This is a genomic window from Mycobacteroides sp. CBMA 271, assembly GCF_009729205.1.
Taxonomy (GTDB): Bacteria; Actinomycetota; Actinomycetes; order Mycobacteriales; family Mycobacteriaceae; genus Mycobacterium.
In genome coordinates this window covers 454,548-466,784 of sequence record NZ_VTHB01000003.1, presented here as the reverse complement: position 1 = coordinate 466,784, position 12,237 = coordinate 454,548, and the positions used below count along the sequence as shown (strand labels likewise).

Annotated in this window: 8 protein-coding genes, 1 tRNA gene and 1 pseudogene; 3 read left to right on the top strand and 7 right to left on the bottom strand. The window is 64.1% G+C overall.

Annotated features, from left to right (window positions below; genetic code table 11):
* The first annotated feature begins 119 nt into the window (after window positions 1–119).
* Window positions 120–575: a MaoC family dehydratase gene (locus FZI91_RS10980; RefSeq protein ID WP_155938982.1), complete on the top strand. Its 456-nt coding sequence runs from the start codon at window positions 120–122 to the stop codon at window positions 573–575.
* Between the two features lie 137 nt (window positions 576–712).
* Here the strand turns inward: FZI91_RS10980 and FZI91_RS10975 are convergent, their stop codons facing one another.
* Both FZI91_RS10975 and FZI91_RS10970 read right to left on the bottom strand, forming a co-directional pair.
* Window positions 713–2,947 carry a molybdopterin oxidoreductase family protein gene (locus tag FZI91_RS10975; protein WP_155938981.1) on the bottom strand — a complete coding sequence of 745 codons (2,235 nt, stop codon included), beginning with the start codon at window positions 2,945–2,947 and terminating at the stop codon, window positions 713–715.
* Window positions 2,944–3,516 carry a TetR/AcrR family transcriptional regulator gene (locus tag FZI91_RS10970; RefSeq protein ID WP_155938980.1) on the bottom strand — a complete coding sequence of 191 codons (573 nt, stop codon included), beginning with the start codon at window positions 3,514–3,516 and terminating at the stop codon, window positions 2,944–2,946. Before FZI91_RS10970 ends, FZI91_RS10975 begins: the two co-directional genes overlap by 4 nt.
* Before the next feature lie 73 nt (window positions 3,517–3,589).
* Here FZI91_RS10970 and FZI91_RS10965 point away from each other — a divergent pair, with 73 nt between their 5' ends.
* Complete coding sequence (locus tag FZI91_RS10965) at window positions 3,590–4,375, top strand: crotonase/enoyl-CoA hydratase family protein (RefSeq protein WP_155938979.1); 786 nt, start codon at window positions 3,590–3,592, stop codon at window positions 4,373–4,375.
* A gap of 21 nt (window positions 4,376–4,396) precedes the next feature.
* On the opposite strand, the gene FZI91_RS10960 is transcribed toward FZI91_RS10965, so the two are convergent.
* The 5 genes from FZI91_RS10960 to FZI91_RS10940 form a co-directional block, all read right to left on the bottom strand.
* Window positions 4,397–7,750, bottom strand: coding sequence for an ATP-binding protein (locus tag FZI91_RS10960; protein ID WP_155938978.1), 3,354 nt, complete (start codon window positions 7,748–7,750; stop codon window positions 4,397–4,399).
* The gene (locus FZI91_RS10955; protein WP_155938977.1) at window positions 7,737–8,480 is read right to left on the bottom strand and encodes a DUF4194 domain-containing protein; all 744 of its coding nucleotides are present in this window, start codon (window positions 8,478–8,480) and stop codon (window positions 7,737–7,739) included. The genes FZI91_RS10960 and FZI91_RS10955 overlap by 14 nt, the downstream gene beginning before the upstream one ends.
* Window positions 8,477–9,937: a DUF3375 domain-containing protein gene (locus tag FZI91_RS10950; RefSeq protein ID WP_155938976.1), complete on the bottom strand. Its 1,461-nt coding sequence runs from the start codon at window positions 9,935–9,937 to the stop codon at window positions 8,477–8,479. Before FZI91_RS10950 ends, FZI91_RS10955 begins: the two co-directional genes overlap by 4 nt.
* Window positions 9,938–10,086: 149 nt before the next feature.
* Entirely contained in the window at window positions 10,087–11,880 is a 1,794-nt protein-coding gene (locus FZI91_RS10945) for a fatty acyl-AMP ligase (RefSeq protein WP_162525654.1), read from the bottom strand.
* A gap of 51 nt (window positions 11,881–11,931) precedes the next feature.
* Window positions 11,932–12,017 (bottom strand) — tRNA-Leu (locus tag FZI91_RS10940).
* A gap of 60 nt (window positions 12,018–12,077) precedes the next feature.
* Between FZI91_RS10940 and FZI91_RS23950 the strand changes: the two are divergent.
* Window positions 12,078–12,194: pseudogene (locus FZI91_RS23950) on the top strand (hypothetical protein); the annotation flags it as partial.
* Between the last annotated feature and the right edge of the window lie 43 nt (window positions 12,195–12,237).

Sequence of the window (12,237 nt, the reverse complement as noted above, 5' to 3'; positions counted from 1 at the left end):
CTCCCCCAGATTTCGGCATTGTCCCGTGGCGGGCATGAGAACTCGGGTATGAAGGGTCCAGTTAATCTTGCAACCCGGTAATGCGATCAGGAACCACGACCCGAGAAGGAGCGCGCGGTATGTCCACCAAGCTGGCGACACCACAGGAGCTACTGTCCCTGGGCAGAGTCGAATTGGGTACCAGCAGTTGGGTTCAAATCACCCAGGAACAGGTCAACGAGTTCGCGGATGCGACCGGCGACCGGCAGTGGATTCACACCGACACCGAGCGCGCCAACGCCGGCCCGTTCGGCGGGACCATCGTGCACGGATACCTCACCCTCGCACTTGCCCCGGCATTCCTGGATGAGGTGCTGGAAATCGAGTCGTATGACGCAGTGCTCAACTATGGCGTCAACAAGGTGCGGTTCCCGGCGCCGCTGCACGTAGGCGCGAGAGTGCGTGGGCACATCACGCTGCTGTCCGCCAAGCTGCGCGATAAGGGCACCGTCGAAGCGACATACGGGATCAAGTACGAAACCGAGGGCAAGGACCGCCCGCCGTGCGCCGCCGAAAGCGTGTACCTGTACCAGTAGTGGCCGGCCCTACGGGAGCGGGCCATCCAACCGGGCCGACCGATATGTGTACGAGTTGCGTAGACGTAACGCATGGTCCCCCGCGGCGTGGTGACCGAACATGAGAAGACCTTGCGCGACTATCTCGCTCGCGTGCGCTAAACCCTGGCGGACAATGTCTCCAAGCGGGCCGGCACATGCTTATGCCATGGGGTACCGGCATATTCGTCGCGCCAGGCTGATGAGGTCAACGCGTTCGGGGCGACACCGGGGACATGCCTTTCCCCGGATTCGTCGGTGTAGTCCAGCCCGAACCCGTTCGGCAGCGAGGCATGGCCGGGCTGCATCATGTCGCTGATCTCAACGGTGGCCTCGGCGCTGCCCGCCGCGGTCGCGATACGCACCCGGTCTCCATCGGCGACACCTAGATGTTGTGCGTCCTCCGGGCTTATCCGCAGCGCACCCTGCTGGTCACGCTTGCGCCAGGATGGATCACGGAGGATGTCGTTGGCGGTGTAGGCCCGCCGCTCTCCCGCAGAGAGCACAATCGGAAATTCCGGTGTGGTCAGCTGGGCCGGACGTGATACCAATCCCCGGATTTCATCCAGCATTTCGGGGATGGCGAGCGCAATCTTGCGGTCCGCATGGGTGATGAGGGAGAAGTCGTCTTCGTAGTCATGAACGGTGAAGGTGATACCAGAGGGGCTGTTCAAGATGGCATCGAACAGCGCGTTGCCGTCGGGGTGTCCGGCCCGCGCCACCGCCTGCGGGTAGGTCATCATCGCCTTCTGCGCCAGACCCCAGAGCGCAGCGGCCCCCTCCAGCCCATGGGGCAGCGTCGGGCCGAGGGTTTCGTAGAGGACGTAGGGAGCCAACGGCCCGAGCGTGGGATTGGCCAGTACCGCGAAGAATGCCTGTAAGTAGGCCTCCCGGCCTTGTGCTGCGGCCTCCCGGAGCGGTTGCAGATCCGCATCGTCGACCTCTCCCAGCGCACGGACCAACCGCGCCCAAATCTCGGGTTCGGGCAGGGTTCCCGGCGCGGGCTCGAACAGCGGGTGCCGCAGCTGGAACGTGTTGTGCGGGAACTCCAGATTGAAAAATGTCGCCTCCACCTTCTCGAACTGGGTGGCGGCCGGCAACACATAGTGGGCCAGGCGGGCGGTCTCGGTCATCGCCACGTCAACGACGACCAGCAGCTCCAGCGCCTGGAAGGCCTCCTTGCATCTGGCCGAATCTGCCAGGGAATGGGCGGGATTGCTGCTCTCCACGATCATCCCGCGGAACCGGTCGGGGTGGTCGGTGAGGATCTCGTCGGGGATGACGTTGGAGGGCACCAGACCGCCGATGATTCGGGCGCCGGTCACGGGGGTGTTGCCGAAGAATCCGCCCATCAGCGGCGCCATCCACGAATGCAGATGCTGGCCACCGCGTTTGGCAAAGTTCCCGGTGAGTATCCACAGCATCTTGTTGAGGTAGGAGCTCAGCGTGCTGTTCGGGGCCTGCTGAATACCAAGGTCTTCGAAGACCGCCACACTGTCGGCCGCGGCGATCCGACGGGCCGCGCGCCGGATCAGGTCCTCATCGATGCCGCAGCGCTGTGCGTAGTCGGCGATCGGAACGTCACGCAGCGCATCCCGAACCTCCTCGGTACCGGTCACGTGCTCTGCGAGAAATGCTTCGTCACAAAGATTCTCCTGAACGAGCACTGCGGTCAGTGCCGCCAGGCACCAGGCGTCGGCTCCCGGTAGCACCCGCAGATGGAAATCGGCCATCTTGGCGGTATCGGTGATCACCGGGTCGATGACGATCATCGAGCGCTGCGGATCCTTGGAGATCTCGTTGAGCACCACGCGCGCCCGCGGGAAGCTCTGCGACATCCACGGGTTCTTCCCGACGAAGACCGACACCTCCGCGTGCTCGAACTCCCCGCGGGTATGCCCGCCGTAGAGGTTCTTGTCGATCCAGGCCTCGCCCGTCTTCTCCTGAGCGAGCGCGTTGGACCGATATTTGGACCCGATGGCCTTGAGAAACGCGCCGCTGTAGGCGCCGCCCAGATGATTGCCCTGGCCACCACCGCCGTAGTAGAAGATCTTGTCTCCGCCGTGGCTGTCGCGGATGTCCTTGAAACCCTCGGCGATCTCCACGATCGCCGTGTCCCAATCGATTTCCTCATAGGTGCCGTCGGAGCGGCGACGCATCGGCGACGTGAGCCTGTTTGCGTTGTTCTGATAGTGATTGAGGCGCAGCGCCTTATTGCAGGTATAGCCCTGGCTTCCCGGATGCTCCTTGTCCCCGCGGATCTTGGCAAGCGTGCGGCCCTCCGTCTGGACGACGATGCCGCAGTTGCACTCACACAGGATGCAGGCGGTGGGCAGCCAGTTGGCAGTGGTCATCGCAAGGCCTCCTCGATCAGTGTGCGTAATTGCTTGTGCACCACATCTATTGGCGTGATATCCCGGGTAGAACGGGCAACGATGATGGCCCCTTCCAGCGAGGTCAATGCCATCATCGCAAGCTCGTCGGCACGTGTTCGAGCAACGCCGGCGGCAACCAACTTGTCAGCTATCAGACCGATCCAGCGCCGGAACACGGCGGACGACCGTTCGATGAGCTGCTGATTACTGGCCGGACTTTCCGGGTCACCCGCTTCCACGGCCACCGCGACTACCGGGCATCCGGCCCGGAAATCGCTGCGCATCAACTGCTTCCGATAGGAGGCGACGAGCAGGTCGAGAGCTTCCGCCACGGAGGGCTTCGCGTCAATCATTGCCGCGATGTAATCCCCCGCCAGATCCACCGCCTCGGCAAGCAGCTGCGTACGCCCACCGGGAAAGTAGTGGTACGCCGAGCCCCGTGGCGCACCGCTGTGTTCCAGAACATCCGAAATGGCCGTCGCATGTGCACCGCGCTCGCGGATCAGCAGGGCCGCCGAGGCAACCATTCGTTCACGCGGGGTGCTCAACTGTCGTCCTTCCCGGACCCGTGACGGATATGTATGATGCTCTACATAATCCGCGACGGAGACGGAGAAGTCAATGAGCGAATACGAAACCCTGAGCGTCCGGCGCGATGGATGCGTCCTGGTGATCGGCCTGAACCGGCCCGCCAAGCGAAACGCGTTCGACAAGACGATGCTGCAGGACCTGTCGTTGGCACTCGGCGAATACGACACAAACGGTGAGCTACGGGCCGCGGTGCTGTACGGAGAAGGGCCGATGTTCACCGCCGGACTCGACCTGGCCAGCGTGGCCGCCGAGATTCAGGGCGGCGCGTCACTGACCCCCGAGGGCGGGATCAATCCGTGGCAGGTCGACGGCACGCACCTGTCCAAACCCCTGATCGTTGCCGTGCACGGCAAGGTGCTCACCCTGGGCATCGAGCTGGCGCTCGCCGGCGATATCGTGATCGCGGATGAGACCGCCACCTTCGCGCAGCTCGAAATCAACCGTGGCATATACCCGTTCGGTGGCGCCACCATCCGCTTTCCCCGGACCGCAGGTTGGGGCAATGCCATGCGATGGATGTTGACGGCCGAGTCCTTCGATGCCACCGAGGCGCATCGCATCGGAATCGTGCAAGAAGTCGTACGCGCCGGCGAGCACGTCAACAAGGCAATCGCCCTCGCACACACCATCGCCCGTCAGGCGCCCCTGGGGGTACAGGCCACCCTGCGCAACGCGCGGTTGGCCGTTCGTGACGGCGAGGGAGCCGCCGAAACACAATTAGTGCCCACCATTAGGGAGCTCTTCACCACCGAGGACGCCGCCCTCGGCGTGCAGGCCTTCCTGTCCCGCACCACCGCCGAGTTCGTTGGACGCTGATGAGCGCTTGCGCGAAGAAGCTCACGCCCCTCGGGCGCTGACAGCCTTCCGGATATCGCCCAGCTCCCCGATCGGCACCGTGCGCGTCGAGGCAACGGGGCGCACACCCGGACCGTCCGGCTTCGACACCATCACCACGCTGTCGATGTAGGGCTGGATGGTCGTGGTGTTCTGCACGGTAGCGACGATCACCAACTGGAACCCGAACTTACGGAAGGCCGAGAGCGCCTGCTGCGCGAACTGCGGATCGGATTTCGAGAACGCCTCATCGAGCATCAACTGTGCGAACACCGGCCGGTTGTCCCCCGTTTCGGGATTGGCCAGGTTGAAGCTCAGCGCGCCGGCCAGACAGAAGGCCATCAGCTTCTCTTGCTCCCCACCCGAATTCGCGCCCGCATTGCTATAGGTGCGAATCACTTCTCCGGTGGCGGCGTCCCGCTCCTCGCAGTACAACACGAACCGGTTGCGTACATCCAACGCGTCGCGCGTCCACTGTCGGGCCTCGGGTGTCTCGGCCGCCAGCAGATTCCGCAGCTGCAGGATGTCCTGGTACTGGTCGTGAATGGCCTTCTCGTCCCCCATCGAAACTGCCACCGCCCGCCCCGAGATGCTCCGCGCACGTTCGTTGAGTTCGCCGACCGCCTCGAGCGCCCTCGGCTCGGCCCGCAGGGTCAACCGTGTTCCACGGTTGAACTCCACCGAACCCAAACCGCTATTCACACGGTCGATCTGGTCGGTGATGCGGTGCGCTTCTTCCTCGGCGAGCTGGTGCAGCCGCAGCACGGCGGTGGGCGCCTGTTCGGTGATGAGCCGCAGCATCCGCTCGTAGGCAGCGGGCAGATCACGTTCGTCGATCCTGCGGCACAGCGCGACGTAGTCGTGGATCTTCTCGTCGAAGTTCTCGCTGTCGTTGGGAATCGAATCCGGAAAGTCCCGGTCGTAGGCGTTGAGGATTCGATTGAGTTCGTTGCGTGAGCGCGTCACGCTTTCCCGCAGTACCGACTGGTCCTTCTCGATCTGGCGCCACAGCTCCAGCCGGTAGGTGTCGGGTTCCAGCACGTCCAGGCTGGACGAGAGCTGAGGCACATACGCCTCGATACCGGAGCGGGTGTGTCCGCCCACCTCGCGCGGGCTCAGGTTGTCCATCAGATCCAGTAGCCGGGTCCGACGTGAATCATGCTCGGACTCCTGCCTTCTCAGCGCGCCGATACGTTCAGAGAGCTTCTTGATCTCGTCGAGATACGAGTCGGCCTGCTGCTGCAGACCGGTCAGGTCCGGGTTCGCCTCCAGCATCGCGTCGTACTGATCCTGCAACCGCGAGACGGCGGCCTCGGCCGATTCGGTGTCGATCTGGCTCCAGTACTCGTACTGGCTATGTAGTTTGGACCAGCGCACCACCTCGGAGCGCAGCTCCTCACGCTTAGTGTCCATTTCGCCGATGAACTTCTCGGCATCTCCCACGGCCTGCTGCGCCTCGACGACATCGTCAGATAGCGCCGCCCGCTTGTCCCCGGCATTGCCTTGATAGATGAATTGCGAAGCGCGCAATTCGCGCCGGTCATCCTTGACCGCGCGCCGGTCGCCGTCCTTGCGCAGGCCCTGATCGGTGACGGCGCGGCGGTGCTTGCTGAACTCGTCGGGCGTGTCCACCAGCACGTAATCACCCACGCCGGCAACCAGGTTCATGGCGGCGCCGGCGCATTCATGGTTCGGGTTCGTCACGCGCAGGCAGTCCGCGAGGGTGCCTGGCTCGGGACGCCGCGGTGCGCCCGACGGGATCACCCGCTCCATCTGCAGATACCCACGCATCGGGTTCTCGTTGACGTACCGCAGCACCTGACGGTGATGCTGATCGGGAACCAGCAGGCACAGACCCGTGGACCGGAGCACCTTCTCCACAGACCTGCGCCAGCGTTCCTGACCGGGGCGCAGGTCCATCAGCTCACAGACGTAGGGCAGATCCTTGGAGGTAAGGCCCAGTGCCGCAGCGATCTCCCCGCGCATGCGGTCCTCATCGGGCGGCACCGAGGTGCCAACGTGCTCGACACGTTTGAGTTCGGATGACGCGGCACGCAGTTGGTCGCGTGCCGTGGACAATGCGCCGGCGGCCATGACGTATGCGTCGTGCCCGGCTTCGAGCTCCGCATTGATCCGGGTGACCGCACGCAGGCTTTCCACCCGCATGGACTCGAATTCCTCGGCGGACTCGATGTCGTCGCCGTGCCCAAGGTCCCAGATCGCGCTGTCGTAGGCGGTGCGGCGACGCGACACCTCCTCGGCGCGGGCGCGGGCATGCGCCAGCTCGCTCTTGAGCGGCGCCAGATTGCTGTCGGCGGCGGCGATCCGGCCCAGCAGCTTGTCACGCTCACCGGTGAGAATGTCCTGACGCGTCTGGATTTCGTCGCATTCGCCGCCGAGCCGGGTGATCTCGGTGTCCAGCAGGTCGATCTCCGGGCCCGCTAGGGCGAGGCGCTGTTGATCCACGTAGTCGCGCACGGTGTGGTGGTCCACGACGTCGACGGTGGCCAGGTGCGCCGCATCGCTGGCGTAGGTCTGTTGGATCTGTTCGATATCGCCCAGGGTCTGCCGCTGGCGCTGCGCGACCGCGAGCGCTGCTCGTGCGTCGACCAACGGGGTGATCTGACCGAGCGCCTCGGAGATCGCAGCCATCGACTCGGGTTCGTCGAGCATGTATTCGCGCACGAACTGCTCAAGGCCACCAACGCTCTTGAGCGATTTCGCCTTCCCCAGCAACTGCTGCGCGGCCGAGGACCCCTGAATACCGACGGCGGCGTACAGCTGTTCCAGGTACCAGCGTTCACTCTTGTGACCGCGCCAGCCCGCGCCTTCGAAGATCGACCCTGCATATCCCCTGCTGGCCCAGGCGTTGCATAGGTCACGGATATCGGCGTCGGCGTCAATCAGGTAATAGCGGCTCGATGAGTCCGAATCTGAGCCCGGAGCAAGCCATTTGAGCACCAGTCCGGTGATGACGCGGCCGTCGGTACCTGCGTAGGTGACCGCGATCGCTGACCATGCCCCGCCCTTGCCGCGTAGAAACATCTGCTTGGGCCGCTCCCCCGGGTTCTTCAGCTCGCCCCACAGTCCGCGGATGTACTTGTCGACCGTGCGCTTGCCCATGTTGGAGCCCGCGGCGGTGGTGTCGCTCGAAGCGTTGAAATTGCGGCGGTTCGAGGACAGGAACGCCAACGAAATCGCATCCAGCAGAGAAGATTTACCGCTGCCCGAGGAGCCAGTGATCAGCGTGCCGTTCCGGCTGAACTCAATGCTGTGGTACCCGTCGAAGACGCCCCAGTTGATGACCTGCAATCGGGACAGCCAGAACTGTTGGGTGACTGTGTCACTCGTTTTCATAGTCACCGTCATCGGTATCGCCCTCTTCTTCGTCGGGGGAGTCGGTGCCGTCTTCGGGGGCGGTGCCGCCACGTTGCAGCTGCTCGTATTGGCGTTGCAGGGCCTCGATCATCTGCGCGGACATCAGGGCATTGATGACCGGGCTGATGGTGTAGCTGTGCTCGTCATCGCGGGTGCGTTGCAGGATTTCGGCCTTCGACAGCCGTTTGATGGCCTCATCGACACGATCGCGCAGCATCGCCTCATCACGGTCGATATCGTGGCTGACGTTGGCGAAGAGCTCGTGAATATCGTCACGGCTTACCAGCACATGTTCGTCATGTGCGGTCCGGGCGATCTTCGCCAAGTGCAGCGCCACGATCGATGCATAGGTGCCCAAGGGTTCCCGGCGCAGCACCCGGGCACCGTACGGGCTGGAGCTCTCCAAGGGCGCCGGTTCGGCGTAGGCGACCTCAAGGTCATCGAATACCCGCAGCCGCAGGTCCAATTCGGAGAGCCGTGCGGCCAGCACCTTGCGATGTTCGATCATCGACGCCCACAGTTCAGGCTGGCCATCCTTGCTCAGGTAGCGGCGGGCCACCAGGTTCTGCAGCGCCCAACACGCCTTGTCGGGCAGTTCGCTGGTATCGCCGTCGAACCGCGGGCCCTTGATGGTCCGCGGCGCGGACGCGTCGGGTTCCACACCCGGCAGGTCGTCAAAGTTGATATTCCCCAATGGCGTTGTCGTCATAGCGTCGGCCCCTCCTCGTCGAGGGTGGCCAGCACCGGGTCACGGAACATCAACTGAGGTACCTCCATCACCCGGTCCTGTCCGTCCAGGGACCGGAACTTCACCTTCACCGCTTCACGGTCGGCAGTGGTGTCCTGCTTGAGGGCGAGTGACCACAACACGATCACGTCGCCCAGATACGGCGCATCGACATGAGAGATCATGTCGGGCAACGAAACTGGCCCCTTGGCGACGGCACTGTTCACGGTCTGCGCCAACGACGCCATGTCCACCTGGGTCGCTAACGCCGAGAACCCGCTCAAATCCAACGGCCCCGATGGCGCCTCCTGCGCGAGCACCGGCGGCGCGGTGTCCTTAATGGTGAACGACAGGGCGCCAATGGATGCCGCGGCCGAACGGCCGATGGGTAGTTCGGCCGCGATCGGCGAGTCGGCGGTGGACACCTTGAGCAGCGCATGCCCGGCAGCCAGCGCGTCGTTGAGCTGTCGGGCGCGTCCGCGCGCCTGCTCCGTGGTACCTGCGGCGAAGAATCGCCGGATGCGCTGTGCGCAACGCTGTTCGATGCGCGAGACCTCCGCGATCTGCTGGGAGACCAGTTTGAAGAAGTTCTTCATGACATCGCGCAGGCCCGGGTCGAGCTCGGGCAATCCCTCAGCGACACAAGCGATATCGTTGCGCAGCGCGGCCCGCTGATCTGGGTCCTGGATGGAGCGCGTGAACGCCGCGAAGGAGGCCCGCTCACGGGAGTCGAAGAGGGCGTCGTAGTCGGCGAACATCCGGCGCGCGCGGTCGCGGAAACCGGAATCTGTGTCCTCCGCGGCGTCGATGAGACCGGCGGTGATCTCGTTCTGCATGCTGCCGTAGCGGACGATGTCGGTGATCACCTGCTCCATCTGGTAGGCGATGGCGCGAGTCTCGTCTTCGAGATCCACGATGTCCGGTTCGGGCCGGTATCCGTCGTCGATGGCGTGCAGCTGGGTTTGCAGCTCGGCGATCTGAGCTTCGATATCGGCGCACAGGCGCGACGGGTCACCGTCGAGCTGAGTGGCGACACGTTTGAGACCCGCGGCGATACCCGCAATGGATCCACCGGTGGCCACGGTGTCGGCCCGGCGCAGGCGGCGGACGAAGGCCAACGCACTGCGGGCGTCCTCGGTCAGTGAGCAGACATTCTCGGCGTCGGGGCCGGTGCCGTCGGACGCCCGGTGTAGCCAGCCATCGCTGGCCCAGCTCTTAATCAGAGCGAGGCCAGACTGTTCACCCAGGCCGACGGCGGTGAGGTCCCTATCTAGCTTGGCCACAAGCGCGGGTTCGGAAACCTTCGCGCTGCGGTCCAGATGGCGTTCCATGAGCGTGATGTACGGGGCCAGATTCTTAGCGGCCAGCAGCCGGACCGCACGGGATTTCTGCACGTCGTCGTTGTGCGCGAACAGCTCATCGACTGTCAGGTCATTCATTGCGCACCTCCATCACGTTGCTCGTGGTTTGTCCCCGGAGCCAGGCGCCCGACGTGGCTGCTGGCCCGGAAAACCTACCGGTCGAACGGAGGCGTGGCGAATGGGCTCGCTGACGTGGGACAAATGAGACAAATGGGTTAGCTGGGGCCTCAGTGAACGCCGAGGGTTCCGTCCAGGTACTGGCGGCGGCAGGCCCGTCGTGCGAGCTTCCCACTGGTAGTGCGCGGGATGGCACCAGCCGGGAGCAGCCGCACGTCACAGAGGTCCAGGCCGTACTCGACGGCGACGGCGACCGTGATCGCGTCGATGGCTTCCTGTGGGTCGGCCTTGGCCGTGCGCGAGGCACGCTCGGCGACAATCACAAGACCGTTAGGCACCGTGAAGGCGGTGACATAACCGCGACGGACGACGGGCGACGCATCTGCCACGGTGGCCTCGATGTCCTGCGGGTAGTGGCTGCGGCGGTCGATGGTGATGTGATCGACAAGGCGTCCCGTGACGTACAGCTCACCGTCGAGATAGCAGCCCATATCGCCGGTGCGCAGCCAGTCGCCGGTGGCATCGGCTTTGGCGGCATGGCTATGTGCAAGCATCCGGCCGAGCCGGGCATGGAAGGCCTTCGCCGTGTCCTCGGGCCTGTTCCAGTAGCCGCGCCCAACGTTGTTGCCCTGCAACCAAATCTCGCCGACACGGCCGTCCTGCAACTCATCTCCGGTAGCGGAGTCGACGATGACGCCGTGGAGACTGCGGGCGAGTTGACCGCACGACACGTGAGATGACGCATGTGCAGTACCGGCAGGCATTGACACGGCCCGCCCGGCTGCAAGTTCATCGCGGTCGAGGTACACAACGGAGGGTTCGGCATCCGGTGCAATGTTGGAGATGAACAGCGTGGCCTCGGCGATTCCATACGACGGCTTGAATGCGGTGGGCGGTAATCCGAAGGGCGCGAATGCCTTTTCCACCGCGCGGATGGCGTCGATACTGACCGGTTCGGACCCAATGATCATCACGACCTTGCCGAGGTCGATGTCGGCGCCGTCCTCCGGTACGCCGCGCTGCGCGGTGTACTCGTAGGCGAAATTCGGTGCAGCGGTGATCACGCGGCCTTCCTTACAACCGTCCGAGAGTGCCTTGATCCAGCGCAGTGGGCGACGAATGAACGCCGTCGGCGACATCAGGGTGGAGTGGCCGCCGTAGACGGTCGGGAAGCCGATCATCGATAGACCCATGTCATGGTAGAGCGGTAACCAGCTGCAACCGTGGGTGTTTCGATCCAGCAGGTCAATCGACAGGATCATCTGCATCAGATTGACGCCGACCGCGCGATGAGTGATCTCAATGCCTACCGGCGGGCGGGTGGCGCCCGACGTGTACTGCAGATGCGAGACGTCTTCCTCGACGAGGTGCACGTACTCGAACGTCTCCCCTGCCTCGTCGGGAATCTCCTCGATGACAAGGATCCGTGGCGATTCCGGCTGACCGTCGAGGAACTGTTGCACGGCATCCCGTACGGCCGCCGTCGTCAGGACCACCGTGGGCGTGCAGTCTCGTAAGGCGGTGTCGAGTCGTTCGGCATGGCCGGGCAGCTCGGGCGCGAACAGCGGCACCGCGATGGCGCCTGCCTTGATGGCCGAGAAGAAGCCGACGACGTAGTCGAGGCCCTGCGGAGCCAGGATGGCGACACGATCGCCGCGTCCGATGTGGCGCTGGATCTCGGCGGCCACAGCGTTCAGGCGCACCCCGAGCTGAGCCCAGGTGAGCTCGATGCGGGTGCCATCTTCCGACGTCGTGAAGTCCAGGTAGCGATAGGCGACAGTGTCCCCGACGTTCCTGATGTTCCGCTCGATGAGGGAGATCATCGTGGTGCCTGGTGGCAGCGCGATGTTTCCCTGGGCATCCAAGCAATCGTCAATATCAAGCAAACCGTCACCGCGAACCACGGTTTCAAGTCTAGGCGTGGTCGTGGGCGGCACCGGGACGCCAACAAACCTTGGTGCGGGCGGAGGGACTCGAACCCACACGCTCTTTCGAGCACTGGCACCTAAAGCCAGCATGTCTGCCATTTCATCACGCCCGCGGCGTCCCGATCGTACCCGAGTCTGTCAGTGGGCCTGTATAGGTTCGCTTCCAACGAAGGATGACGTTGACCCGGTCACACCAGGAGTTTGAGGGCGTTCGGCTTCTTATCGAGGCCGGACTGAATGACTGCGCGATTGCCCGGCGCACGGGAATCCCGCGGCGAACCGTATGCCACTGGCGACGTCACCCAATTCCCAAGCGGATCGAGCGCGCAGACG

What these genes read in the sequence shown, in the direction of transcription:
- FZI91_RS10975 (WP_155938981.1), bottom strand. Translation starts at nt 2,947, where the DNA reads ATGACCACTGCCAACTGGCTGCCCACCGCCTGCATCCTGTGTGAGTGC.
- FZI91_RS10965 (WP_155938979.1), top strand. Translation starts at nt 3,590, where the DNA reads ATGAGCGAATACGAAACCCTGAGCGTCCGGCGCGATGGATGCGTCCTG.
- FZI91_RS10960 (WP_155938978.1), bottom strand. Translation starts at nt 7,750, where the DNA reads ATGAAAACGAGTGACACAGTCACCCAACAGTTCTGGCTGTCCCGATTG.
- FZI91_RS10955 (WP_155938977.1), bottom strand. Translation starts at nt 8,480, where the DNA reads ATGACGACAACGCCATTGGGGAATATCAACTTTGACGACCTGCCGGGT.
- FZI91_RS10950 (WP_155938976.1), bottom strand. Translation starts at nt 9,937, where the DNA reads ATGAATGACCTGACAGTCGATGAGCTGTTCGCGCACAACGACGACGTG.
- FZI91_RS10980 (WP_155938982.1), top strand. Translation starts at nt 120, where the DNA reads ATGTCCACCAAGCTGGCGACACCACAGGAGCTACTGTCCCTGGGCAGA.